24 protein-coding genes and 1 rRNA gene are annotated in these 25,399 nt (G+C 69.5%); 8 read left to right on the top strand and 17 right to left on the bottom strand.

All coding sequences use genetic code 11. From position 1 onward, the window contains the following. Positions 1 to 35: 35 nt before the first annotated feature. On the bottom strand, positions 36 to 305 hold the full coding sequence (locus ACH492_RS33680) for a DUF1876 domain-containing protein (protein ID WP_398992245.1): 270 nt from the start codon (positions 303 to 305) through the stop codon (positions 36 to 38). A gap of 213 nt (positions 306 to 518) precedes the next feature. Between ACH492_RS33680 and ACH492_RS33675 the strand changes: the two genes are divergently transcribed. After that, positions 519 to 1,388 carry an NAD(P)-dependent oxidoreductase gene (locus ACH492_RS33675; protein WP_398992243.1) on the top strand — a complete coding sequence of 290 codons (870 nt, stop codon included), beginning with the start codon at positions 519 to 521 and terminating at the stop codon, positions 1,386 to 1,388. Here ACH492_RS33675 and ACH492_RS33670 read toward each other — a convergent pair. Continuing rightward, entirely contained in the window at positions 1,378 to 1,779 is a 402-nt protein-coding gene (locus ACH492_RS33670) for an ATP-binding protein (protein WP_398992241.1), read from the bottom strand. The two genes, ACH492_RS33675 and ACH492_RS33670, sit on opposite strands and share 11 nt — an antisense overlap. Before the next feature lie 113 nt (positions 1,780 to 1,892). Here ACH492_RS33670 and ACH492_RS33665 point away from each other — a divergent pair, with 113 nt between their 5' ends. The 4 genes from ACH492_RS33665 (at position 1,893) to ACH492_RS33650 (ending at position 6,947) form a co-directional block, all read left to right on the top strand. Next, positions 1,893 to 2,717 carry a Scr1 family TA system antitoxin-like transcriptional regulator gene (locus ACH492_RS33665; protein WP_398992239.1) on the top strand — a complete coding sequence of 275 codons (825 nt, stop codon included), beginning with the start codon at positions 1,893 to 1,895 and terminating at the stop codon, positions 2,715 to 2,717. Next, a complete protein-coding gene (locus ACH492_RS33660) occupies positions 2,714 to 2,953 on the top strand; it encodes a DUF397 domain-containing protein (RefSeq protein ID WP_398992237.1) in 240 nt (79 codons plus the stop codon). Before ACH492_RS33665 ends, ACH492_RS33660 begins: the two co-directional genes overlap by 4 nt. A gap of 107 nt (positions 2,954 to 3,060) precedes the next feature. Beyond that, entirely contained in the window at positions 3,061 to 3,966 is a 906-nt protein-coding gene (locus tag ACH492_RS33655; RefSeq protein ID WP_398992235.1) for a chitinase, read from the top strand. A gap of 209 nt (positions 3,967 to 4,175) precedes the next feature. Further along, positions 4,176 to 6,947, top strand: a complete 2,772-nt coding sequence (locus tag ACH492_RS33650) for an alpha/beta hydrolase family protein (protein ID WP_398992233.1) — start codon at positions 4,176 to 4,178, stop codon at positions 6,945 to 6,947. A gap of 407 nt (positions 6,948 to 7,354) precedes the next feature. On the opposite strand, the gene hemB is transcribed toward ACH492_RS33650, so the two are convergent. The 6 genes from hemB to ACH492_RS33620 form a co-directional block, all read right to left on the bottom strand. Beyond that, positions 7,355 to 8,356 carry a porphobilinogen synthase gene (gene hemB, locus ACH492_RS33645; protein WP_398992231.1) on the bottom strand — a complete coding sequence of 334 codons (1,002 nt, stop codon included), beginning with the start codon at positions 8,354 to 8,356 and terminating at the stop codon, positions 7,355 to 7,357. A 128-nt stretch (positions 8,357 to 8,484) separates the two neighbouring features. Continuing rightward, the gene (locus ACH492_RS33640; protein WP_398992230.1) at positions 8,485 to 10,143 is read right to left on the bottom strand and encodes a uroporphyrinogen-III synthase; all 1,659 of its coding nucleotides are present in this window, start codon (positions 10,141 to 10,143) and stop codon (positions 8,485 to 8,487) included. Beyond that, positions 10,140 to 11,108 carry a hydroxymethylbilane synthase gene (gene hemC, locus ACH492_RS33635; RefSeq protein WP_398992228.1) on the bottom strand — a complete coding sequence of 323 codons (969 nt, stop codon included), beginning with the start codon at positions 11,106 to 11,108 and terminating at the stop codon, positions 10,140 to 10,142. The genes ACH492_RS33640 and hemC overlap by 4 nt, the downstream gene beginning before the upstream one ends. Beyond that, positions 11,105 to 12,784, bottom strand: coding sequence for a glutamyl-tRNA reductase (locus ACH492_RS33630; RefSeq protein WP_398992226.1), 1,680 nt, complete (start codon positions 12,782 to 12,784; stop codon positions 11,105 to 11,107). Before ACH492_RS33630 ends, hemC begins: the two co-directional genes overlap by 4 nt. Beyond that, entirely contained in the window at positions 12,781 to 13,509 is a 729-nt protein-coding gene (locus tag ACH492_RS33625) for a redox-sensing transcriptional repressor Rex (protein WP_142214354.1), read from the bottom strand. Before ACH492_RS33625 ends, ACH492_RS33630 begins: the two co-directional genes overlap by 4 nt. Before the next feature lie 332 nt (positions 13,510 to 13,841). Continuing rightward, the gene (locus ACH492_RS33620; RefSeq protein ID WP_398992224.1) at positions 13,842 to 14,117 is read right to left on the bottom strand and encodes a glutaredoxin family protein; all 276 of its coding nucleotides are present in this window, start codon (positions 14,115 to 14,117) and stop codon (positions 13,842 to 13,844) included. Positions 14,118 to 14,264: 147 nt separating this feature from the next. Between ACH492_RS33620 and ACH492_RS33615 the strand changes: the two genes are divergently transcribed. The 3 genes from ACH492_RS33615 (at position 14,265) to ACH492_RS33605 (ending at position 17,834) form a co-directional block, all read left to right on the top strand. Then, a complete protein-coding gene (locus tag ACH492_RS33615) occupies positions 14,265 to 15,215 on the top strand; it encodes an HAD family hydrolase (RefSeq protein ID WP_398992222.1) in 951 nt (316 codons plus the stop codon). A gap of 371 nt (positions 15,216 to 15,586) precedes the next feature. Then, positions 15,587 to 16,435, top strand: a complete 849-nt coding sequence (locus ACH492_RS33610; protein ID WP_307661841.1) for an ECF subfamily RNA polymerase sigma factor, BldN family — start codon at positions 15,587 to 15,589, stop codon at positions 16,433 to 16,435. A gap of 217 nt (positions 16,436 to 16,652) precedes the next feature. Beyond that, positions 16,653 to 17,834 (top strand): DUF5667 domain-containing protein, encoded by a 1,182-nt coding sequence (locus ACH492_RS33605; RefSeq protein ID WP_398992220.1) that lies wholly within the window; start codon positions 16,653 to 16,655, stop codon positions 17,832 to 17,834. A 106-nt stretch (positions 17,835 to 17,940) separates the two neighbouring features. Here ACH492_RS33605 and ACH492_RS33600 read toward each other — a convergent pair whose 3' ends face one another. The 9 genes from ACH492_RS33600 to rrf form a co-directional block, all read right to left on the bottom strand. Further along, a complete protein-coding gene (locus ACH492_RS33600) occupies positions 17,941 to 18,999 on the bottom strand; it encodes a lysophospholipid acyltransferase family protein (RefSeq protein WP_398992217.1) in 1,059 nt (352 codons plus the stop codon). 15 nt (positions 19,000 to 19,014) lie between these two features. After that, the gene (locus ACH492_RS33595; protein WP_398992215.1) at positions 19,015 to 20,145 is read right to left on the bottom strand and encodes an NAD-dependent epimerase/dehydratase family protein; all 1,131 of its coding nucleotides are present in this window, start codon (positions 20,143 to 20,145) and stop codon (positions 19,015 to 19,017) included. 194 nt (positions 20,146 to 20,339) lie between these two features. Then, on the bottom strand, positions 20,340 to 20,438 hold the full coding sequence (locus ACH492_RS33590; protein WP_003948845.1) for a 30S ribosomal protein bS22: 99 nt from the start codon (positions 20,436 to 20,438) through the stop codon (positions 20,340 to 20,342). A 122-nt stretch (positions 20,439 to 20,560) separates the two neighbouring features. Beyond that, positions 20,561 to 20,773, bottom strand: coding sequence for a helix-turn-helix domain-containing protein (locus tag ACH492_RS33585; protein WP_014046653.1), 213 nt, complete (start codon positions 20,771 to 20,773; stop codon positions 20,561 to 20,563). Positions 20,774 to 20,901: 128 nt separating this feature from the next. Next, a complete protein-coding gene (locus ACH492_RS33580) occupies positions 20,902 to 21,717 on the bottom strand; it encodes a phosphatase (RefSeq protein WP_398992213.1) in 816 nt (271 codons plus the stop codon). A gap of 435 nt (positions 21,718 to 22,152) precedes the next feature. Continuing rightward, positions 22,153 to 23,328, bottom strand: a complete 1,176-nt coding sequence (locus tag ACH492_RS33575; protein WP_398992211.1) for an acetoin utilization protein AcuC — start codon at positions 23,326 to 23,328, stop codon at positions 22,153 to 22,155. After that, on the bottom strand, positions 23,279 to 24,550 hold the full coding sequence (locus tag ACH492_RS33570; RefSeq protein ID WP_398992209.1) for an MFS transporter: 1,272 nt from the start codon (positions 24,548 to 24,550) through the stop codon (positions 23,279 to 23,281). The genes ACH492_RS33575 and ACH492_RS33570 overlap by 50 nt, the downstream gene beginning before the upstream one ends. A 43-nt stretch (positions 24,551 to 24,593) precedes the next feature. Beyond that, a complete protein-coding gene (locus ACH492_RS33565) occupies positions 24,594 to 25,238 on the bottom strand; it encodes an HAD family hydrolase (protein ID WP_398992207.1) in 645 nt (214 codons plus the stop codon). A 63-nt stretch (positions 25,239 to 25,301) separates the two neighbouring features. Then, positions 25,302 to 25,399: ribosomal RNA gene (rrf, locus tag ACH492_RS33560) — 5S ribosomal RNA — on the bottom strand; the annotation flags it as partial.

Here is a 25,399-nt window from a genome sequence, read left to right as displayed (position 1 = left end):
CCGGTTCCCCGGCGGGGGCTGTCACCGCATTCCAGTCACATCAGCGGGCGGGACGTTCTGCCCGATGCTTCATCGATCTCCGTGTGGGCCTTCTGCAGCATTTGCGAGGCGAGGTCCATGAGCGCCCGTGCGCCCGAGATCTCCTCGCCCACACGCAGCTGCTCCGGGTCGGAATGGTGGCGCTGGGCATTGCCGTGCCCGCGCATTTCCGTGCCGTCGCCGAGCCTCACCAGGGCGGCCGCTCTCGTCCGGTCGCCTTCCTCCTGGAACTCCATCTCGATGTGCCATCCGACGAGTGTCTTCATGGCGGATCACCTCCAGCGGTACTCCTTCCAGAGTGCGCCGCCCGGCCGGAGATCACCACAGCACTTACCAGATCCATCACTTACCAGCTGGTGAGTACCCGACTTAATAGTCGGTACTTGTTCCCTCTTCGCCGCGCGGCAAGGATCAGAAGCGATCCAGCACCGCATTCCCTTCCTTACTTCTCCTTTCCTTCCTTCCGGAGGAACCTCGTCATGCCCGAGAACAAGCCCCCCGTCTCCGTACTCGGCCTCGGGATGATGGGCACGGCCCTCGCCGCCGCGTTCCTGAAGGCCGGATACCCCGTCACCGTCTGGAACCGCTCCTCCGCCAAGACCGGCCCGCTGGTCGCCCAGGGTGCGCTCCCCGCGAAGACCGCCGCCGAGGCGGTGGCCGACAGCCCGCTCGTCGTCTTCTGCCTGCTGACCAACGACAACGTCGAGGAGCTGTTCGCCACCCTCCCCGAAGCCGTCGCCGGCAAGACCCTGGTCAACCTCACCAACGGCACCCCGGCCCAGGCCCGCGACCTGGCCGCCTGGGCCGCCAAGCACGGCGCCCACTACATCGACGGCGGCATCATGGCCGTACCGCAGATGATCGCGGGCCCGCACGCGTACGTCCTCTACAGCGGCGACGAGCAGGCCTACGAGACCCACCGCCCCACCCTCGCCGCCCTCGGCGGCACCAAGTGGACCGGCACCGACCCTGGCCTCGCGGCCCTGCAGGACCTGGCGCTGCTGACCGGCATGTACGGGATGCTCATGGGCGTCCTGCAGGCCTTCGCACTCGTGCGTACGGAGAACATCCCGGCCACCGAATTCTCCGAGCTCCTGGTCCCCTGGATAGGCGCGATGCTCGCGGGCGCGCCGGAGCTGGGCAAGGCGATCGACTCGGGACAGCACCTGACGGATGTCTCCAGCCTCGCCGTGAGCCAGGCCGCCTTCCCCAACCTCCTGAACACCTTCCGCGACCAGGGAGTCAGCACGGAATTCTTCGAGCCGTTCCAGGCGATCCTGGACCGCGCGATCGAGCAGGGCTACGAGGCCGACGGCCTGTCCCGCCTCGCGGACCTTCTCAAGAAGTAGGGCCGAACTCGCACCACACGATTTTCCCCGGATCGCGCTCGCCGACCCCCCACTTGTCGGCGAGCGCATCCACGAGCATCAACCCCCGCCCCGACTCCCCGTCCGGCTCCCGCACCCCGGGCTTCCCGTCGCCGCTGTCATGCACCTCGATACGGAGCAGCCCGTCCCCGTACAGCCACAGCCGCAGTCGGTAGCCGCGCCCCGGCGGGACGCCGTGCACGAGGGCGTTGGTGGTCAGCTCGCTCACGCAGAGCAATACGTCGTCGATGCGTGAGCCGAGGCCCCAGTCGGTCACGGCGGTGCGTACGAACTTCCTGGCAGCGGGCACGGATCGCAGCGCGCGGCGGTAGAACTGCTCGCGCAGACAGGGTTGTTGAATGACGTCATCCATGAGACGAGCGTCACTCCCCGTGACTACGGTGGTGCAGTACGCGAACCCGTACAAGAAATCCGTACGGGCGCGCAGTGCGTGACGTACTGATACTGGTGGGGAGTTGGACGGGCATGCACCCCAGAAAGCGGCAGCGGAAGAACGCGTCGGCGATGAAGCTCGTGGGCGCGCTGGTGGGCCAGTTCCGGGAATTCGCGGGGCTTACGCAGCGCGAACTGGCCGACCGCGTCTGCGTGCACGAGGAGACGATCGCCTCTGTGGAACAGGGCCGCCGCCCGCTGAAGCCGGACTTGGCGAAGGTGCTGGACCGGGTCCTCGATACGAAGAGGGCGCTGGAGACGGCGGTTGCGAACATGCCGGAGATCGACTTGGTGCCGGCATGGGCGGAGCAGTACATGGACATCGAGCGCGAGGCAATCGCTCTCTCGTTCTACGCGAACCAGGTCTTGCCGGGGCTGCTGCAAACGGAGAACTACGCAAGGGCGGTCTTCCGCAATAAGGTCCCCGCCCTCAGCGAAGAGGAGATCAACGCACAGGTTGCCGCCCGACTGGAACGCCAAGAGATCCTGCACCGTAAGGAGCCACCGACTTCCAGCTTCATCATCTCCGAGGCAATCGTGGTGGACCGACTCGGCAGCGACGAGGTGTACGCGGAAACACTTCGCCATCTCCGCGCTTGTGCCGACCTCCCTGGCATCACTCTGCAGGTCATGCCGCTGGGCCGCGAGACCCACGCCGGACTGGCGGGCCCTTTCATCCTGCTGGAAACACCGGACCATCAGCATCTCGCCTACACCGAAACTCAGCGTGGCAGCCAGCTCGTTACTGACCGAGATGAGGTCAGCATCCTGGCGCAGAAATATGCGATGCTGCGGACCCAGGCCCTCAATCCAGAGGAGACAAAGGGCCTGTTGGACCGGCTGCTAGGAGAGCAATGAGCACCGCACTTGAGTGGTTCAAGTCCAGCTACAGCAGCGAAGAGGGCGGGGAGTGCCTCGAAGTGGCGTACGCCTGGCGCAAGTCCACGTACAGCGGCAGCGACGGCGGCGAGTGCGTCGAGGTCGCCGCTCACCCCGCCGCCGTCCACATCCGCGACTCCAAGAACCCCGACGGCCCCATCCTCACGCTGGATCCGGCCACTTGGACCGCGTTCACAGCCTCAATTTTGGACTAGACCAAGATCCTCATTGGTCTATACCTTGACTCGATCACGTCAACGCGCTTGAGTGTGCGGCACAACCCCCCACCACGGCATCGCCGTTGCTGTGAAGGAGTGAGCGAGTGCTGAGACGTCGCATCAAGGTATGGCTGGTCGCTCTCGTCGCCGGAGTCGGGCTCGCAGCCGGGCTCATACCGTCCGCAACCGCAGCCCCCTCCGCCGCGGCGGACGCCTGCACCTCCGCGCCCAACTGGCAGCAGGGCGCCTGGTACACCACTGGCAACGTTGTCAAGTACACGGACGGCAAGTACTACATCGCCGAGCACGACAACCCGGGGTACGACCCGACCATCAGCACCTGGTACTGGGACCCGTACACCTGCAGCGGCGGCGGGAACCCGTCCCCGTCCGGCTTCGTCGTGAGCGAGTCGCAGTTCAACCAGATGTTCCCGAACCGGAATTCGTTCTACACGTACAGCGGCCTGACCGCGGCGCTGAGCGCGTACCCGGGCTTCGCGAACACCGGCAGTGACACAGTCAAGAAGCAGGAGGCCGCCGCCTTCCTCGCCAACGTCAGCCACGAGACGGGCGGTCTGGTCCACATCGTGGAGCAGAACCAGGCCAACTACCCGCACTACTGCGACTGGAGCCAGCCCTACGGCTGCCCCGCAGGCCAGGCTGCGTACTACGGCCGTGGGCCGATCCAGCTCAGCTGGAACTTCAACTACAAGGCAGCCGGCGACGCTCTCGGCATCGACCTGCTCAACAACCCCTGGCTTGTGCAGAACGACGCCGCGGTGGCCTGGAAGACGGGCCTTTGGTACTGGAACACCCAGAACGGCCCGGGCACGATGACCCCGCACAACGCGATGGTCAACCAGGCCGGCTTCGGCCAGACCATCCGCTCCATCAACGGCTCGCTCGAATGCGACGGAAAGAACCCGGCGCAGGTGCAGAGCCGCGTGAACAACTACACCCGGTTCACGCAGATCCTGGGCGTGCCGACAGGTTCCAACCTGTACTGCTGACACCGCCCCCCACACAGACCGCGGGCCGGGGAGAACACTCCCCCGGCCCGCGGTCAGCCATGTGAGCCCCATTTCGCGCCACAGTCACCGTGGCCACTCCCTGTTCACGCGCCCCCAGGCAACCCACAGGATCTTCTCCCCGTCCTCCGAGTTCGAGAGGCACCCGGGCCCAACCGGGCGCCCCACGCGGGGGGTTGAGGAGAGAGAAGTTGATACGTGCCCGGAGAGTATGGGCCACCGCGATAGCGGTGCTCACGGTGGCGGGGGTGTCCCCTGCAGTGGCTTACGCCCAGCCGCAGCCACCTGACGTCCGGCCCGCCACGGCGGCGAATGACGAGGATGACCTGCCGCCCGGCTGGCGGATCACGAACACCGACGGGGAGCACGCGCTGGAGTGGCGGTCCCCGCGCCGGGTCCCCGCGGGCGACGCGCGCGTGGAGTTCCATGCCGACGGCAAGCTGGTCGGTGTGCCCGAGCCGGAGAAGGACGGCCGGACCTTCCGTCTGCCGCTCGACAGCGCGCGCACAGCGGATCTGGCGGATCTTCAGGTGCTGGCGGCCGGCCGGCGGCTGGACCAGGATGCCGACGGCGCTCGTGACCGGCGCTCCCCTTCTGCCGCGAAACCGCCTGCCAAGCTTCCGGCGGGCTCCGTCGACCCGGGCAAGCCCGGCACGTACCGCACGGTCACCGGCGAGTACGCACTCGCCCCGGTCCGCCTGCCCGGCTACTCCGCGCCCGTCGAGATGCGCGGCGTCGTCGTCGCACCGAAGGACGCCAAGGGCAAGCGTCCGGTCGCGCTGTTCCTGCACGGCAGGCATGCCACCTGCTACGTCCCGGGCAGCGAGGACGTGAACATCGACTGGCCCTGCGCCAAGGGCGCCAAGCCGATCCCGAGCCACCGGGGCTATCTGCGGGACCAGGAACTGCTGGCCTCCCAGGGCTATGTGACCGTGTCGATCTCCGCCAACGGCATCAACGGCCAGGACGCAGCCGCCGAGGACAGCGGCGCGCAGGCGCGCTCCTCCCTGGTGCGCACCCACCTGGCCCGCTGGGCCGACTGGGCCGCAAAGCCGGCCGCGGCACCTGCGGCCGTACGGAAGGCACCGAAGGCCGACCTGTCCCGCGTCCTGCTCGTCGGTCACTCGCGCGGCGGCGAGGGCGTCAACCGCGCCGCCATGGACAGCCTGTACCCGCCCCCGCCCGCCCAGGACGGCTACCGCGGAAAGGTACGCTGGCACATCAGCGGGACCGTGCTCATCGGGCCGACGATCTTCGGCCAGAACCCGGTGCCGGACGTGCCGTCGCTGACGATCCTGCCGGGCTGCGACGGCGACGTCTCCGACCTCCAGGGCCAGGTGTACGCCGACGGCACCCGCGGGGTCAGCCGGGGCAAGGCCCTGCACAGCGCGGTCTACATGGTCGGAGCCAACCACAACTACTTCAACAGCGAGTGGACGCCGGGCCAGGCCCAGGCGCCCGCCAACGACGACTTCTGGCACGACCCCGAGCAGCCGGACCCGGTGTGCTCGCCGGGCACCGCGACCCGGCTGACCGCCGACCAGCAGCACCGGGCCGGCGCCACCTACATCGCCGCCGCGGCCCGGCTGTTCGTCGCCGGTGACGACCGGGTGCGCGAACTGCTCGACGGCTCGGGCCGCCGGGCCCCCTCCGCAGATCCCGCGCGGGTGCTGACCCACGCGGTCGGCGCGAACCGCGGCGCCGGGTTCCTGCCGGACGGCTCCGTGAAGGTGACTGGCGGACGGCTGTGCTCCGCGATCGATCCCGACCCGCGCGCCGCCTGTCTGGACGTAGCGGCGGGCGGCAGCTCGCCGCACTTCGCGCACTGGCAGCCGGAACGCGAGACGGGCCGCCGGGCGGTGGCCCTGCGCTGGACCGCGCCCGGCTCGGCGGTGAAGGTCCGCCCCGAGAAGCCGCTGTCCGTCAAGGACGCCAAGAGCCTCGCGCTGCGCGTGTTCGTGCCGCCGAACTCCACCGGCACACAGCTCGACGTGTCCGTCACCGACGCCTCCGGCAAGCGGGCGAACCTCGGCCGCGTGCAGGTGGACGGCCTCCCGGGCAGCGACCGTACCGCCTCCTACTGGGCGCGCGAGGTGCGCGTACCGCTCACCGCGGCCACCCGCGCCGGCCTCGACCTGCGCCACATCGCCTCTCTGGAGCTGACCCCGCGCACCAGCTCCGGACAGGCGTGGCTGATGGACGCCTGGGCGTGGAGCCCCGGCACCCCCGCCGTGAAGGAAGCCTCCCTGAACCGTGTCGACATCGGTCGCCTCAAGGTCAAGGAGGGCGACTCGGGCGTCCACACGTACCGGGTGCCCGTCCGCGTGTCCGGGAAGGGCAGCGGCACGGTCCGGCTGTACGTCCTCGACCCGGCCACCGGCAAGGCGAAGGACCGGCTGGTGACAGTGCGGCCCGGTGGCAGCACCATCGACGTGTCGGTGCAGGTGAAGGGCAACAAGCGGTACGCCTGGGACGTGTCCCACGACGTGCTCGTGAAGGCGCTCCGCGGAACCGTCGTCGGCTCGCACGCCGGCGGGGTCACCGCCGAGAACGACGACCCGATGCCCGAGATCACCGTGAAGCCGGTCGCCGACAAGGTGACCGAGGGGCAGCCCCTCAAGTGGCAGATCTCTTTGTCCGCTCCCGCCGACGTGGAGATCACGAAGACGCTGCAGATCGTTCCCGTCCCGGGCCGCCCCCAGCTGTCCACCAAGGACGTCGACCGGCAGTGGCTGCTCGACATACTCGGCGAGGTCCCGGACGGTGAAGTGCCGCTGTCCCAGCTGGAGTACGCCTACCTGGGTGCCGGGATACCGGCCGGGAAGACGAGCGCCGAGGTGCTCGTACCCACGGTCCGCGACCAGGTGGCCGAGCCGACGGAGCACGTGGGCCTCCAGCCCACCGACGACGAGGGCAAGCCGAACGGCCCGGTCCTGACCGGCACGGTGCTCGACGCACCGTAGGCGCCACGCCTCATGGCAGGGTGAACGCGCATCACACCATCTTGCCCGGATCGCGCCGGCCGACGCCCCAGGTGTCGGCCGGCGCGTCCACCAGCAGCAGTCCGCGCCCCGGCTCCCACTTGCTCTCCTCCTGAGCGTCGGCGGGCGTGACCCATTGACGAAGGTGATCTCGACGCCCTCGCCACGCAGCCGCTTCTCCTCGGCCTCCAGCCCCGTGAGGGTGAAGGCGAGGACTCGATGCCGCGCCGCCGCAGGACTGTGTCCACCGCGGCGTCGGGCCGCGTGAGGGAGGCGAAGCCTTCGGCGACGGCCTGTTCCTGGTGGCCGAGGTGAGTCGTGAAGAAGGCCTGGGAAAGCGGACGGCCCGGTGCGCGTGCGCGCACCGGGCCGTCGGGAAAGTTCCTTCGTCAGCGACCTGCGCCGAGCCCCTGCGCGACCTCCGTCGCCCAGTAGGTGAGGATCATGTTTGCGCCCGCGCGCTTGATACCCAGCAGGGTCTCGGCGATCGCCTTGTCCCGTTCGATCCAGCCCTTCTCGGCCGCGGCCTCGACCATCGCGTACTCACCGCTGATCTGGTACGCGGCGACCGGCACGTCCACGGCCTCGGCGAACTTCGCCAGCACATCGAGATACGGGCCCGCCGGCTTGACCATCACCATGTCGGCGCCCTCTTCCAGGTCCAGCGCCAACTCCCGCAGGGACTCGCCGACATTGGCGGGGTCCTGCTGGTACGTCTTGCGGTCACCGCGGAGCGAGGAGCCGACGGCCTCGCGGAACGGCCCGTAGAAAGCGGACGAGTACTTGGCCGTATAGGCCAGGATCGACACGTCCTCCTTGCCGATGGTGTCGAGCGCATCGCGGACGACGCCGACCTGACCGTCCATCATGCCGCTGGGCCCGACGACATGGACGCCGGCGTCGGCCTGGACCTGAGCCATCTCGGCGTACCGCTCAAGGGTGGCGTCGTTGTCGACGCGTCCCTCGGCATCGAGCACCCCGCAGTGACCGTGATCGGTGTACTCGTCGAGACATAGATCGGACATGATCACGAGCTCGTCCCCGACCTCGGACTTCACGTCCCGGATCGCGACCTGGAGAATCCCGTCCGGGTCCGTTCCCGCCGTCCCGGCCGCATCCTTCTTCGCGTCCTCCGGCACCCCGAAGATCATGATCCCGGCCACGCCCGCCTCCCGCGCCTCGACGGCGGCCTTACGGAGGGTGTCGCGGGTGTGCTGTACGACGCCGGGCATCGCGGAGATGGCGACGGGCTCGCTGATCCCTTCCCGTACGAAGGCGGGGAGGATCAGATCGGCGGGGTGGAGCCGGGTCTCGGCGACCATGCGCCGCATCGCGGGGGTCGTGCGCAGCCGCCGCGGCCGCGCGCCGGGAAAGGATCCGTACGCAGTCATAGCGGCAACGCTACGCCCGTCCGGGGGTCACACGTACCGACAGCCCGTCGGCGCGGGTGGGTCGCCTGCGGCGGGCTGGGGGAAAACCCCAGCCGCCGCCCCGCGAAACCCGTACCCCAACGCTCCGGCTACGTCGTCCGTCTCCGCCGTCCGCCAGGCCGCCGCTCACTCGGCCGCGTCACATGCTCCCCCGCCTCCACCGCCGCCGCCCGCCGCTGCGCGCCGAACTCCGCCAGGGCCTCCGCCAGCTTGTGCACCGACGGCTCCGGCGACAGCACATCCACCCGCAGGCCGTGCTCCTCCGCGGTCTTCGCGGTCGCGGGACCGATACACGCGATGACGGTCACGTTGTGCGGCTTGCCGGCGATGCCGACCAGATTCCGCACCGTGCTCGACGACGTGAACAGCACTGCGTCGAAGCCACCGCCCTTGATCGCCTCACGCGTGTCCGCCGGCGGCGGCGACGCCCGCACCGTCCGGTACGCGGTGACGTCGTCGACCTCCCACCCGAGCTCGATCAGCCCGGCGACCAGCGTCTCCGTGGCGATGTCGGCACGCGGCAGGAACACTCGGTCGATCGGGTCGAAGACGGGGTCGTACGGCGGCCAGTCCTCGAGCAGCCCCGCCGCGGACTGCTCCCCGCTCGGCACCAGGTCCGGCTTGACGCCGAAGTCGACCAGCGCGGCGGCCGTCTGCTCCCCCACCGCGGCGACCTTGATCCCCGCGAAAGCACGGGCGTCGAGCCCGTACTCCTCGAACTTCTCCCGCACGGCCTTGACCGCGTTCACCGAGGTGAAGGCGATCCACTCATAGCGGCCCGTCACCAGGCCCTTGACCGCGCGCTCCATCTGCTGCGGCGTGCGCGGCGGTTCGACCGCGATGGTCGGCACCTCGTGCGGCACAGCACCGTACGAACGCAACTGGTCGGAGAGCGAAGCCGCCTGCTCCTTGGTCCGCGGTACAAGTACCTTCCAGCCGAACAGCGGCTTGGACTCGAACCACGCGAGCTGGTCGCGCTGGGCGGCGGCACTGCGCTCACCGACCACGGCTATGACGGACTGGTGGCCCTCCGGGGACGGCAGCACCTTCGCCTGCTTCAGCGTCTGCGCGATCGTGCCCAGCGTCGCGGTCCACGTCCGCTGGCGCGTCGTGGTACCGGCGACGGTGACGGTCAGCGGGGTGTCCGGCTTGCGGCCCGCGGCCACCAGCTCGCCCGCCGCCGCGGCGACCGTCTCCAGCGTCGTGGAGACGACGACCGTGGCGTCGCTCGCGCCGACCTCGATCCAGCACCGCTCACTCGCGGTACGGGCGTCGACGAAGCGGACGTCCGTACCCTGCGGGTCACGCAGCGGCACACCGGCGTACGCGGGCACGCCCACCGCGGTGGCGACACCCGGCACGACCTCGAAGGTAATCCCCTCCGCGGCGCACGCGAGCATCTCCTGACCTGCGTCGGTGTCCAGGCCCGGGTCGCCGGTCACCGCACGTACGACCCGCTTGCCGCCCCGTGCGGCCTCCATGACAAGATTGGCCGCATCCCTGAGTACGGGGATCCCGGCGGCTGTTGATGCCTCGTCAACAACCGTCAGTTCAGGCGTGCTTACACCCGCTCGCGCATGGCTGCGTACGACGTCGAGCACATCCGGCTCGGCGATCAGTACGTCGGCGCGCGCGAGCGCCTCGACGGCGCGCAGTGTCAGCAGTCCGGGGTCGCCGGGTCCGGCGCCGAGGAAAGTGACGTGCCCGTGTGCCGAGAACGTTGAGGATGCATTGGCGGTGGGGCTCAAAGTGCTCGCTCCCCCATAAGACCGGCCGCACCCTTGGCGAGCATCTCGGACGCGAGTTCGCGACCGAGCGCGATGGCGTCGCCGTGCGACGTGGGTACGGGACCGGTGGTGGACAGCTGCACCAGCGTCGAGCCGTCGGTCGTGCCGACGACGCCGCGCAGGCGCATCTCAGTGACAACCTGTCCGTCGCCCAGCAGGTCGGCCAGCGCACCCACAGGTGCGGAGCAGCCGGCCTCCAGGGCGGCGAGCAGGGAACGCTCGGCGGTCACGGCGGCCCGGGTCTCCGGGTCGTCGAGCTCGGCGAGCGCGGCGGCGAGGTCCGCGTTGACCGCGGCGCACTCGATCGCCAGGGCCCCCTGGCCGGGGGCGGGCAGGACGAAGTCGACCGACAGGAAGTCGGTGACCTCGTCGGTCCTGCCGAGGCGGTTGAGCCCGGCCGCGGCAAGCACCACGGCGTCCAGCTCCCCGCTGCGTACATATCCGATCCGGGTGTCGACGTTTCCGCGGATCGGCACGGTCTCAATGGCCATGCCGTGGCTGCGGGCGTAGGCGTTGAGCTGCGCCATCCTGCGCGGCGAGCCGGTACCGATGCGAGCACCGGACGGCAACTCGGCGAAGGTCAGGCCGTCGCGTGCCACCAGCGCGTCCCGCGGGTCCTCACGCAGCGGCACGGCCGCGAGCGTCAGGTCGACGGGCTGCCCGGTGGGCAGGTCCTTCAGCGAGTGAACGGCGAAGTCGACTTCATCCCGCAGCAGGGCGTCCCGCAATGCGGTGACGAAGACCCCCGTACCGCCGATCTGTGCGAGAGCCTCACGGGAGGTGTCCCCGTACGTGGTGATCTCGACAAGCTCAACGGCACGGCCGGTCAACTGGCGCACCGCCTGAGCCACTTGCCCGGACTGGGCCATGGCCAGCGCGCTGCGCCTGGTCCCGAGCCTCAGTGGCCTTTCGGCCCTCTCGGTCATACTCGCCCTCGGTTCTTGACATCGGCGTCATTCATGTCGGCCCGGCTGACGGAGGCGACCGTCTCCGGGTCGAGGTCGAAGAGTGTCCGCAGCGCGTCCGCGTACCCGGCACCGCCGGGCTCGCTGGCGAGCTGCTTCACCCGCACGGTGGGCGCGTGCAGGAGCTTGTCGACGACGCGGCGCACCGTCTGGGTGATCTCGGCGCGCTCCTTGTCGTCCAGGTCGGGAAGACGGCCTTCGAGCCGAGCGACTTCACCGGCGACGACATCGGCCGCCATGGTGCGCAGGGCGACGACGGTCGGCGTGATGTGCGCGGCACGCTGGGCGGCGCCGAAGGCGGCGACTTCGTCGGAGACTATGCCGCGCACCTGGTCCACGTCGGCGGCCATGGGGGCGTCGGCGGAGGCCTCGGCGAGCGACTCGATGTCGACGACCCGGACCCCGGCGAGCCGGTGGACGGCGCCGTCGATGTCCCGCGGCATGGCCAGATCGAGCAGCGCAAGCCGCACGCGAGGGGTGCGGGTCACCCTGTCGGCCGCTACGACGACGCTGCGGGCGGGCCGGTCCGCGTTGTCGACCCAGGCCCCGTGCTGCGCGAAGTCCTCGGCGTGCAGCTGGTCCAGCCCCACGGGGCAACCTTCAGCGAGCTCGCTGCTGTCGGCACGCCCGCTGGGGGTCCCCCCACGCCCTCCGGGCGTAGGGGGAGTGTCCTCACTCGCCGGACGGGCTGGAACACCGGCCGAGGGGTCCGCGATACGCCCGTCCCTCGCCGCCATCGCCGCGAGGCGGGCCACCAGGCTGCCGTCCGGGGCACGCAGGTCGTCCCGCGTCTGTGGGGCGGACGGGACCGCGAGTGCCGCCGCGACCGATTCCGCCGTCAGGACCAGCCCCGTCGCACCCGTGCACGACACCGCCACATCGGCACGTGTCAGCTCGTCGGCAACGGAGGCCATCGTCACCGCGCGCACCGTCATCCCGCCCGGCTCGTTCAGCACCGCGGCCAGCCGCTCCGCGCGCTCCAGCGTCCGGTTGGCGATGACAAGTTCACGTACGCCCAGCCGCGCCAGCGTCGTCGCGGCCAGCGAGGACATCGAGCCCGCGCCGATGACCAGCACCCGCTTGCCCGCGGCCCAGCCCTCGACGTCCGCGCCGTCCGCCAGCTGCTCCAGGCCGAACGTGACGAGCGATTGCCCCGCCCGGTCGATCCCGGTCTCGCTGTGCGCGCGCTTGCCGACGCGCAGCGCCTGCTGGAAGAGGTCGTTGATCAGCCGGCCCGCGGTGTGCAGGTCCTGCCCGAGCGCGAGCGCGTCCTTGATCTGCCCGAGGATCTGCCCCTCGCCGACGACCATGGAGTCGAGCCCGCACGCCACCGAGAAGAGGTGGTGGACGGCCCGGTCCTCGTAGTGCACATAGAGATACGGAGTGAGCTCCTCGAGCCCGACCCCGCTGTGCTGCGCCAGCAGCGTCGACAGCTCGGCGACACCCGCGTGGAACTTGTCCACGTCCGCGTACAGCTCGATGCGGTTGCACGTGGCAAGCACCGCGGCCTCCGCCGCAGGCTCCGCGGCCAGCGTGTCCTGGAGCAGCTTGACCTGCGTGTCCGCGGCCAGCGAGGCCCGCTCCAGCACGCTCACCGGCGCACTGCGGTGGCTCAGTCCGACGACCAGAAGGCTCATGCCGGCATCACGGCGGGCATGTCCCCGTCCGGTCCCTTCCGGCCTGCCGCGGCCTCGGCCTCCTCGCCGGCCTTCCGCTGCTCGTGGAAGGCGAGGATCTGCAGCTCGATCGAGAGGTCGACCTTGCGCACATCCACGCCGTCGGGCACGGAGAGGACGGTGGGGGCGAAGTTGAGGATGGAGGTGACGCCGGCCGCGATCAGGCGTTCGCACACCTGCTGCGCCGCGCCGGCGGGCGTCGAGATGACACCGATCGACACTCCGTTGTCGCTGATGATCTTCTCGAGCTCATCGGTGTGCTGGACGGGAATCCCGGCCACCGGCTTCCCGGCCATCGTGGGGTCCGCGTCGATCAGCGCGGCGACCCGGAAGCCACGCGAGGCGAATCCGCCGTAGTTGGCGAGCGCGGCGCCGAGGTTACCGATGCCGACGATGACGACCGGCCAGTCCTGGGTCAGGCCCAGCTCGCGGGAGATCTGGTAGACGAGGTATTCCACGTCGTAGCCGACGCCCCGCGTCCCGTAGGAGCCGAGGTAGGAGAAGTCCTTGCGCAGCTTCGCGGAGTTGACCCCGGCCGCGGCCGCGAGCTCCTCGGACGAGACCGTGGGCACGGACCGCTCGGACAGCGCGGTCAGGGCGCGCAGGTACAGCGGAAGCCGGGCGACGGTGGCCTCGGGGATTCCTCGGCTACGGGTCGCCGGTCGGTGATTTCGGCCAGTTGCCACGGTGCTCCTGCGGGATGAGCGAAGCTCTAGGCGGTCGTATGTCCAAGGACCGCCCCGTCGAATGCAGGCTATGTCTTTGTGAACGCGTGCACAAAGATGGTGTCCGTTTTGTCCGTGCAAAGTGACCGGGGTCACGCGATTCGGGCGCGCGATCCAGGAACCACGAACCGCACCGGTCCGTTCGAGACGCGAAGGGGGCAAAGCCGCACACGCTCCTTACGAATACGCCCCCGAGACAGCCCACTGTGCCCTGTCCCCATCACGTCCCGATAGAGTCGGGTCCGCCGGAGAAATCCCAGCAAAACGGCCATGATGGTGACGAACTTTCCGGTTTACGCCCCCAGCGCGCGTCGCAGCCGCCCGGCGTCGACACGCCAGAAGGTGTGCTGCTCCCCGTCGACCAGGACAACCGGAATCTGCTCCCAGTACGCCCGGTGCAGCGCCTCGTCCTGAGTGATGTCCTTCTCCTCCCAGGACGCACCCGTCTCGGTGCACACCTCCTCGATCACGACCCGCGCGTCGTCACAGAGGTGACACCCCGGCTTCCCGATCAGCGTCACCACGCGCTCGCCGGCCTTCTTCTTCGTACGCCGCAACACAGGACTCATGCAGCCATTCTCCGCCCGCGTCCGCGCGATGCGGCGCCCAGTCCCGTACGTACGGAATCACCCGTTTAACAGAGCGGTCGCGGAGAGTTCACGCCATGGCATCTCGGCGTGTCGGGAAGTGCCGAACGGACTGGCTATGCTCACGACATGGCCGCACTGGGATGGCTCACCCCCCGTAGACGCTCCGCCACCGCGCGGAGCGTGCTCGCAGGCGAGGCAGCAGCCGAGGCAGCGCGTAAGTCGTCGCAGCAACTCGAGGCGCTCGATGCACTCGAGGCGCGGGACGGTACTGCCCCGGCCGGCGAACCGGAGTTCCCCGTAGCCGGGGACGACCGGGCCGCAGCCTTCTTCGACCTCGACAACACCGTGATGCAGGGCGCCGCGATCTTTCACTTCGGCCGCGGCCTGTACAAGCGGAAGTTCTTCCAGCGCCGCGAACTGGCCCGGTTCGCCTGGCAGCAGACGTGGTTCCGGCTCGCCGGCGTCGAGGACCCGGAGCATATGCAGGACGTTCGCGAGTCCGCCCTGTCCATCGTCAAGGGCCACCGCGTCTCCGAGCTGATGAGCATCGGCGAGGAGATCTACGACGAGTACATGGCCGACCGCATCTGGCCCGGCACCCGCGCCCTCGCCCAGGCCCACCTCGACGCGGGCCAGAAGGTCTGGCTGGTGACCGCGGCTCCGGTGGAGACCGCGACGATCATCGCCCGCCGCCTCGGCCTGACCGGCGCGCTGGGCACCGTCGCCGAGTCGGTGGACGGCGTGTACACCGGCAAGCTGGTGGGCGAGCCGCTGCACGGCCCCGCCAAGGCCGAGGCCGTGCGCGCGCTGGCCGCCGCCGAGGGCCTGGACCTGACCCGCTGCGCGGCGTACAGCGACTCGCACAACGACATCCCGATGCTTTCGCTGGTGGGACATCCGTACGCCATCAACCCGGACACCAAGCTCCGCAAGCACGCACGTGCGCTCGAATGGCGGCTGCGTGACTACCGGACGGGCCGCAAGGCCGCCAAGGTCGGCATCCCGGCCGCGGCCGGCGTGGGCGCCATCGCGGGCGGGACGGCCGCCGCGGTCGCCCTGCACCGCCGCCGCCGCTGACGACCCGCCGCCACTGACCCCTCGGCCGCTGACCCCTCGGCCGACGCCGAGGCGGACGACGCGCCGAGGGCCAATCCGGGCCCCTTACCCGGGCAGGCCCCCGGCCAGTCCTGATGCCGTCGGCCGGGCACAACTCACCGCGCGACAAGACAGATCGTGACGCAATTCGATCAACAAGCGCTCACAAAGTGTTACTTGATGCGCCGCAGAGGCGTAAGAGAAGCGACGGAAACGACGATTTGGGCAACTGGGTGTAGCACTGCCTGTACGAAGCGTTATTCTCCTCAGACGCATGACGGATCTCACCAGTCATCACGACGGGTGAATGATCCCGCACTGCACGTGATGGAAGCTCTGCCTCTGGGAGTCCCGTGTACCCACACGTCGGGGTTGACGCCTCGGGCCTGGCTACGCTGCGCGCAACGGTCCTCGACCACATGCGCGGCTTCGTCCCCACCGCGTACGCCGTCCCCGCATTCGCCACGCCCCGCCTTGCCGTAAGCGGCCCTGCCGCCCCCTGCTACGCCCTGGCCGACGGCATCGAGAAGGTGCCGGGGCGCAGCGCCGTCGTTGAGGGGCGGAGGTCGGGCGGCGGGCGGGATGTCGGCAGACGGGGCAGCCGGGGCGGCTCCGGCGCCTCGACCACCGCACGCCGGCCCAGCGCCGACAGCGACAGCGCCCGCATGATGGACCTGGTCGAGCGCGCCCAGGCGGGCGAGGCCGACGCCTTCGGCCGTCTCTACGACCAGTACAGCGACACCGTCTACCGCTATATCTACTACCGCGTCGGCGGCAAGGCGACGGCGGAGGACCTCACCAGCGAGACCTTCCTGCGCGCCCTGCGCCGTATCTCCACCTTCACCTGGCAGGGCCGCGACTTCGGCGCCTGGCTGGTCACGATCGCCCGCAATCTGGTGGCCGACCACTTCAAGTCCAGCCGTTTCCGGCTGGAAGTGACCACCGGCGAAATGCTCGACGCCAATGAGGTCGAGCGCAGCCCCGAAGACTCCGTCCTGGAATCCCTGTCGAACGCCGCGCTGCTGGAAGCGGTCCGCAAGCTCAACCCTCAGCAGCAGGAGTGCGTGACTCTGCGCTTCCTGCAGGGCCTCTCGGTCGCCGAGACGGCCAGGGTGATGGGCAAGAACGAGGGCGCGATCAAGACCCTCCAGTACCGGGCGGTGCGTACCCTCGCCCGGCTCCTCCCCGACGACGCCCGCTGACTCCTCAACTCACAATCGGTGACGCCTTGATGACGCACTGGTCCGATCATCTTTCGCGCGTAACCCAAGTGCCGCGACGCTCGTTGTGCGGGATGCAGGCTCCCTGTGGTCACGCCATGCCCACAGCCACTCACTCGATCGTGTGGATGTGCTCAAGGCGTGCAACCTTCCGGACCCCCAGGGGAGTCGATCGTCATGACGAGAGGAGGTGCCGCCAGTGATCGGACAAGTTTCGGCGCACCGGCGGGCGAACGCCTTCGCCCAGGCCTTGGAAGACCAGGCGGCCGAGCAGCCCACGGAATCGGTCGAACCGACCGAGCACGGACGGCTGTTGGCCCTGGCGAACGGTCTCGGCGAGCTGCCGAAGCCGGAGCTGGACCCCGAGGTCAAGGTGGTGCAGCGAGCACAGCTCGTGGCTGCCATGGAAGAGATGTTCGCCTCGGGAGGTGCGTCCGCGGGCTCCACGGTGCCCGGGCAACGGACCACCGGCCGAGGCGCCCATCGGGCCTCCCGGCTCCGGAAACTGCGCCCGCGCTCGCGCTGGACGAAGGGGATCGCAGCCGGCGGTCTCACCGTCGGCGTCGCCGCGGGGGCCTTCGGCGGAGTGGCCGCTGCGAGTTCCGAGGCTCTTCCAGGTGACTCGCTGTACGGGCTGAAGCGTGGCATGGAAGATTTCAAGCTCGGCATGGCGGACGACGACTCCGACCGCGGCGGGCTCTACCTCGACCAGGCGTCCAACCGCCTCAGCGAGGCCCGCCGCCTCATGGAGCGCGGCCGGGCGGGCGACATGGACCACGAGTCGCTCGGCGAGGTCCGCCGCGCGCTCAACGGCATGCGGCACGACGCCAGCGAGGGACACCGCCTGCTGAGCGCGGCGTACGAACGGGACGGATCGCTCGGCCCGATGGCAACGCTCAATTCGTTCTCCCGGTCCCACCGCGACGCGTGGAACGGGCTCCGTGACCGGCTGCCGGTCCAGCTGACCGACGTCGGCGACGAGGTGAACTCCGTCTTCGACGCCATAGACCAGGAGGTCGGCCCACTGGAGTCGCTGCTGCCCCGGGCCCCGGAGAAGGGCCGCGGCTCCCAGCAGTCCGGCACGGCCACGCAGGACTCCGGCCGGACCTCGGGCCCCGGGCTCACGACACCGTCCGCATCCGGCACCGGCGACAACCGCCCCGGCGAGGTGGGCCGGCCGCACCCGTCCGGTTCGGGCACCACGGCGGACGAGGGCCTGCTCGGCGGGAACACGGGCGGCCTGTTCGAGACCCCGGCGAACGGCGCGTCACCGTACCCGTCCGGTAAGAACTCCATGCCGCCGCAGCCGGATGTCACGATCCCGCCGCTGCTGCCGGGGATCCTGCCGGGGCTTGGCTTCGACAGCGAGGACGACGAGTAAGTATGTCGGTAGATGGGTGAGGGCGACTGCTCCCAGAAGGAGCAGTCGCCCTCACCCATGTCTCAGAAGAACAGGTCGCAGAAGAACAGTCGCAGAAGAACAGGTCTCAGAAGAACACCGAGCGGCGCTGCACCAGCAACTTGTACAGCGTGTGCTGGATCTGCTCCCGCACCTGATCCGTCAGGTTGAACATCAGCATCGGATCCTCCGCCGCCTCCGGCGGATACCCGTCCGTCGGGATCGGCTCGCCGAACTGGATCGTCCACTTCGTCGGCAGCGGCACCGCACCCAGCGGCCCAAGCCACGGGAAAGTCGGCGTGATCGGGAAGTACGGGAAGCCCAGCAGACGCGCAAGCGTCTTCGCGTTGCCGAGCATCGGGTAGATCTCCTCCGCCCCGACGATCGAGCACGGCACAATCGGCGCCCCCGCCCGCAGCGCCGTCGACACAAAGCCGCCGCGCCCGAACCGCTGAAGCTTGTAGCGGTCGCTGAACGGCTTGCCGATGCCCTTGAAGCCCTCCGGCATCACCCCGACCACCTCACCGCGCTGCAGCAGCCGCTCCGCGTCCTCAGAGCACGCCAGCGTGTGCCCGGCCTTGCGGGCCAGTTCGTTGACCACGGGAAGCATGAAGACCAAGTCGGCGGCAAGCAGCCGCAGATGCCGGTTTGCCGGATGGTTGTCGTGGACAGCGACCTGCATCATCAGCCCGTCCAGCGGCAGCGTCCCCGAGTGGTTCGCCACCACCAGCGCCCCGCCGTCCGACGGGATGTTCTCGATGCCCTTCACTTCGACCCGGAAGTACTTCTCGTACAGCGGCCGGACCATCGACATCAGGACCTGGTCGGTGAGCTCCTTGTCGTAACCGAACTCGTCGACCTCGTAGTCACCGGTGATCCGTCGGCGCAGGAACGCCAGACCGCCCGCGATCCGCCGCTCCCAGCCGGCGCTCCCGCCCACCCGCTCCTGGACGGTCGGGGGCTCCTGGCCAATCGATTCGGCAGCACGCACCACCCCCTGCGCGGGGACGGGGCTGACCGGAACCTCGCGTACGGCCGCGGGCTCGGCCTTCCGGCGACTGCCCCCCGCGGGGCGCCGCCGCGCCGATCGCTGCGCGCTGCCGCGCGAACGGTCGTCGTCGAACGGAATGACCTTGGCGTCCGCCATCGTTGGCTGCGCTCCTTATTCGGCGTCGCTCTGAGTCGTCTGTGTCGTCTTGGTGGTCCGGGTGGTCTGGGTGGTGGCGGCCATCTGCCCGGCTGTCGTACGGGCATGCACACCGCCCACGAAGGGCAGCGCCGCCGCCACCTGGTCCACCGCCCTCGCGAGGGTCTCCGGCGGCAGCAGCCCCGGACCCCGGCTGCGGGCGAAGTCCGCGAAGGTCTCCGCGGTCGTGTACTTCGGGTCGAAGCCCAGTGTTTCGCGCATCTGCGATGTGCTCACCACCCGGCCATGCGTGAGCAGCCGGATCTGCTCGGGCGAGAAGTCCGTGACGCCGACCGTACGCAGCGCGGAGCCGACCCAGGTGACGGCGGGCAGCAGCACCGGCATCGTCGGCCGCCCCAGCCGCCGTGAGCACTGCGAGAGCAGCAGCACGCCGTCGCCCGCGACATTGAACGTGCCGCTGTTGAGCGTCCCGCGCCGCGGCTCGTGCAGAGCGATCCGCAGCACGTCGATCACATCGTCCTCGTGGACGAACTGCAGCCGCGGGTCGTAGCCGAAGACGGTCGGCATGACGGGCAGCGAGAAGAACTCGGCGAGCGGGGAGTCCGCGCACGGCCCGAGAATGTTCGCGAAGCGCAGCACGCACACCGCGACGTCGGGCCGCCGCCGGGCGAAGCCGCGTACGTAGCCCTCGACCTCCACCGCGTCCTTCGCGAAGCCGCCGCTCGGCAGGGACTTGGGCGGGGTGGTCTCGGTGAAGACGGCGGGGTCGCGGGGCGCGGAGCCGTACACGCTCGTACTGGACTTGATCACCAGCCGCTTGACGGTCGGCGACTTCTGGCAGGCGCCGAGCAGCTGCATGGTGCCGATGACGTTGGTCTCCTTGACCGTCGTACGGCCGCCGGCGCCGAGCGGCGTACCCGTGACGTCCATGTGCACGACGGTGTCGACGGCATACTCGGCCAGCACCCGCGCTATTGCCGGCTGGCGGATGTCCGCGCGGACGAAATCGGCCCCGCCCAGATGATGCTGGGGCCCAACCGCGTCGACGCCGATCACCCGGTCCACCTCGGGATCCCGCTGGATGCGCCGTACGAGACGGCCTCCGAGCTGCCGGGCCACTCCGGTGACGAGCACGACCTTCCCCAAGACCAGCGCCTTCCCATAGGTCCGCCTAGGTCCACCTTTACGCGTCACCGTAGCGGTTCGGTGTTGCGCTGTGATGACCGCGCGGCGCACTTTTGCTGGCGTCGCAGAAATGGACGCGAAAATGGGTCACCACAACACCGCGGCCCTCCCACCGTGCTGGTGGAAGGGCCGCGGCGACACGTACAGCCTGTCGCTTACTTCTTGTTACGACGCTGAACGCGGGTGCGCTTGAGCAGCTTGCGGTGCTTCTTCTTCGCCATCCGCTTGCGCCGCTTCTTGATAACAGAGCCCACGACTACCCTCGCTCACTTCTCTTCACTCGGTGCGGGGCGTCTGGGCCCACACGACCTACGTCGGCCTAGCCTACCTGTCGCCGAGTGAGGGACGTAATCCGAGGGGAACCGACCGGCTCCGACTACGCGGATTCCACCCCCACGAAGGATTCGCGGAGGTACTCGTGAACCGCTTGCTCCGGAACCCGGAAGGACCTGCCCACCCGGATCGCCGGCAGATGACCGCTGTGCACCAAGCGGTACACGGTCATCTTCGACACTCGCATCACCGAGGCGACTTCCGCCACGGTAAGGAACTTGACCTCGTTGAGAGGCCTCTCGCTGCCAGCAGCCATGACCCACCTGTACCTTCCGCACCCGACGCACACCGGCTTCCCCTCCGGTGACTCTTCGTCGCTGTGCGCTCACTCCCCAGACTAGGGGCGGGTGATGCGAGTGGGGAAGAGGAGCAGCCATCGGCCGCCTACTGTGACAGACACGCTCGATTGAGTACATAGCGAGTAAGCGGTCGGTAGTAATCAGACCGCACAGCGTCATCAAGCGGAACGGCGACGGACACCCGCCCCTCGGCCTCGCCGACGAACAGCGCGGGATCGTCCGTATCGGCCAGGCCGATGGCCTCAATCCCCAGCTGACCTGCCCCGCAGACCCAGCCATGGTCCCCGACGACCAGCTCGGGCAGCGGCCCTCCGCACTGCGCGACGCTCTCCAGAGCGGCCCGAACCGGGAGCGGTGAGTGGGTGTGTGCGCCGGTCCCACTGCCGGCGCCCCGTGCGCCGGGTTCCCGCATCAGCGCGACTCCTCGTGCGTACTCAAGGTTGTACGTGCGTACGCCGAACCGGGTCGTTATGTCGACACATCGCCCCTGCGCGGGTGTGAGTACGAGACATCCCGCCGCCGACAAAGCGTCTGCCAGCCCGGCGTAGAACCCGAGCAGCCGATGCGGATGCCCGGTCCCGAACAGCACGGCACCGCGCCGCGCGGCCACCTCCCCAAGCCGGTCGGCGAACGCGACGAGCCCGCTCAACGTCCGCTCCGGATCGATGACATCGGGCCCTGCGGTGTGGTGGGGGTCGTCCGAAACACCGCACTTGTCGGCCATCAGCGCGATCAAGTCCCGCTCGCCCCAGTCCCATTCGGGATCGAGCCCGAGGGTGACGCGGGGATCCCTGGCGGCGAAGAGCCGATAGCTGCGCAGACTCTCCTCCCGCGACGTGGCCACGGGCCCGGCCAGCCGTGCGGCGAGGAGATGCGCACGTAACGCTCCGGTACTCAACACGTTGCTGATGCTCCCGCACGGCTCTGATTTGACGGGCCAAAAGACTGGATAAGCCGCACAGTTGGCGTAACGGCACTGGGCACCCCGCACAGCGGCACCCGCGGGGTCCCGTAGTGGGACGGGGAAACCGCGGCGCGCAGCAGCCGCGCACCGCCAGGGGCGTGGGATCAAGGGTGGGCGGGGTCATCCCCCCCCGGGGGGTCCGGGGCGGAGCCCCGGTTCGGGAAGGGACGGGGTGGGGTGGGGAATCGCCCCGCGCAGCGGGGCCCGCCCACACCGCGAACGCCCCGCACCGCGAACACCCGCACCGCACAGACGCCGGCGCCGCGAACACCCGCACCGCACAGACGCCGGCAACCAGGACCCGGGACCCGTACCGCAGACCCCGCCACCGGGGACCGCCCCGCGGACCTCCGGGACCCGTACCGCAGACCCCTACGCCAACAACCCCCGCAGCGGAAACACCGCCCGCCGCGTAGCCAGCACCGCCTGATCAACCCGATCCGCCGGGTCGTACCCCTCCTCCCACCCCCGCCACACCGGCTCCAGCCCATCCGTCATCCGCCCAGGCGCCACCCGCCGCGTCCGCGCATACACCGCATCCCGCCACGACGACGGAATCACCGACTCCGGCTCCACCGGCACGTGCCCCGCGATGCCCACCAAGTGCGTCCACGACCGCGGCACCACTTCCACGACTTCGTACCCGCCGCCCCCCAGGGCGACCCAGCGTCCCCCGTCCACGAACTCATGCGCCAACGCGTGACAAGAGGCCTGCACCACCCGCTGCGCATCCAACGACACCGCCAGATGCGCCAGCGGATCCTCGAAGTGCGTATCGGCCCCGTGCTGCGTCACCAGCACCTGCGGCCGGAAGCTCGCCAGCAACTCCGGCACCACCGCGTGAAACGCCCGCAGCCACCCCGCGTCCCCCGTCCCGGCCGGCAGCGCCAGATTCACCGCACTGCCCTCGCCCGCCCCCGGCGCACCCGTCTCCTCGGGCCACCCCGTCCCCGGAAAGAGCGTGCGCGGATGCTCATGCAGCGACACCGTCAGCACCCGCGGGTCGTCCCAGAATGTCGCCTGCACCCCATCGCCGTGATGCACATCGACGTCCACATACGCGACCCGCTCCGCCCCCAGCTCCAGCAGTCGGGCAATGGCCAGCGACGCGTCGTTGTAGATGCAAAACCCTGCCGCCGAACCCGGCATCGCATGGTGCAGCCCGCCCGCGAAGTTCACCGCATGCGTCGCCTCCCCGCGCCACACCGCCTCCGCAGCCCCCACCGACTGCCCCGCGATCAGCGCCGACGCCTCATGCATCCCCACGAACGCCGGGTCGTCCATCGTCCCCAGCCCGTACGCCTGGTCCGCCGCCCGCGGATCCGCCGATGCCGCCCGCACCGCCGCCACATAGTCCTCGCGGTGTACGAGCCGGAGCGTCGAGTCCCCGGCCGGCTTGGCGGCCACCACATCCAGGGCACGATCAAGCCCGTACGCCCGCACCAACTCCATGGTCAGCGCAAGCCGCACCGGATCCATCGGATGGCCGTTCCCGAAGTCATACTTCGTTACCGCCTCGTCCCACATCAACAACCCGCGGCCGCTCATGCCCAACACCGTATCCGGCTTGTTGCATCTCGAACGAACGGGCATACCGCAACGTCACAAGCACCAACACCATCGGCACGACCATCGCCCAGCGATAGCTCCACACATCCCCGAGCGCCCCCACAAGCGGCGAGCCGACCAGAAACCCCACGTAGTTGAAGACATTCAGCCGCGCCACAGCAGCATCACTCGCCCCAGGACCGCCGCTCTCCACAGCCAGCCGCCCCGCCGCCGCGAACGTCTGCGGCACGATCACACACAGCCCGAGCCCCAGCATGGTGAACCCGAGAATCCCCACCCAGGCCCCCGGCGCCACGGCCACCACCCCGAACCCGGCCGCCGCGAGCACGGTCCCGCACCGCACAACCGCCACCGCCCCGAACCGACGCACCCCAAGATCCCCGACGGCCCGCCCGAGCAGCGTCGTGACCATATAGGCGTTGTACGGAACGGTCGCGAGCTCCTCCGAACTCCCCAGCACGTCCTGCAGATACTTCGCGCTCCAATTCGAGACGGTCGAGTCCCCGATGTACGCGAAGGTCATGACCAGACAGAGCGGCAGCAACAGCTTGAAGGCGACCCCCTGCCCCTCCAAAGCCCCTTTCCGCGCCGCTTCCCCGGCCCTCTCCCCACCCCGTTCCCCACCCCGCTCCCCGTCCCGTTCCCCGTCCGCGTACCACCGGCTCCCGACCAGCGCCGCCGGCAACAGCACACCGGCCACCGGCAGATACGACACGAGCAGCGACAGATCCCAGTGCGCCCCGACCCACGCGAACGAGGCCCCGGCGATCCCACCCAGGCTGTACGCCGCATGGAAGCCGAGCATGATGCTCCGCCCGTACGCCCGCTGCAGGCTCACCCCGAGCATGTTCATGGACGCATCCAGCGCCCCCACTGCCAGCCCGAACACGCCCAGCGCGAGCGCCACTTGCCAGACTTCGCTCCCGGCCGCGACCCCGAGCAGCGCCAGAACCACGAGCGGCTGGGCCCACCGCAGCACGACACTCGGCGCGATCCGCTTCACCAGCCGTTCGGTGACCACACTGGCCACCCCGGCGAGTACGGGCACGGCCGCCAGAAACGCGGGCAGCAGCCCGTCAGATATCCCGTACCGGTCCTGGATGGCGGGGATACGCGTCACGAGCAGCGCGAAGGCCACTCCCTGCGCGAAGAAACTCAACGCCAAGGAGGCCCGACCATGCCGCAATCGCGCATCTGTCATGGCCGCACAGCGTAGGCCGCTCAAATACTCATGGGTAGATAGATCACGCAAGCAATGCGGGCAACTCCGCCATCGCCCCGAAGTACCCCTTGGCCCCGTCCAGTTTCTCGGCCGGCGTCATCGCCGTGAACGCGTACACATCCATCCCGGCCGCCCCGGCCGCCGCCACCCCGAGGGGACTGTCCTCCACAACCACACACCGCTCCGGTGCGACCCCCATCCGCTCGGCGGCATGCAGAAACAGATCCGGTGCCGGCTTCCCTCGCCCCACATCCTGCGCACTGAAGACCGTCCCGTCCTCGAACCACCGGTCAAGACCGGTCTTCCGGTGCCCGACCCGGATCCGCGCATGACTCCCTGACGACGCGACGCAGTACGACACCCCGTCGGCGACCAACTTCTCCAGCACCTCCGTCACGCCGGCCACGGCGACCAACTCCCGCTCGAAGGCGGCAAAGACGCGAGCATGCAGAGTGTCGTCGAAGTCCACGGGCAACGACTGCCCGGTCCGCTCCTTCACCAGATCGTGTACCCGGTGCACAGCGGCCCCCATGTAGTCACGAATGGACTCTTCGTACGAGGTGGGGTGCCCGAGCTCGGTGAGGTAGCCGGCCAGGATGGCGTTGGAGATGGGCTCGCTGTCGACGAGTACACCGTCGTTGTCGAAGATCACAAGGTCGTAGCGCATGCTTGGACCCTAAACGCAGAAAAGCCCCGCACCAAAATGGTGCGGGGCTTTCCCACAATGATTGTCCGGCGGCGTCCTACTCTCCCACAGGGTCCCCCCTGCAGTACCATCGGCGCTGAAAGGCTTAGCTTCCGGGTTCGGAATGTAACCGGGCGTTTCCC

It is taken from the genome of Streptomyces sp. NPDC019443, from assembly GCF_044389785.1.
Classification (GTDB): Bacteria; Actinomycetota; Actinomycetes; order Streptomycetales; family Streptomycetaceae; genus Streptomyces.
This window is presented reverse-complemented; position numbering and strand designations above follow the sequence as displayed.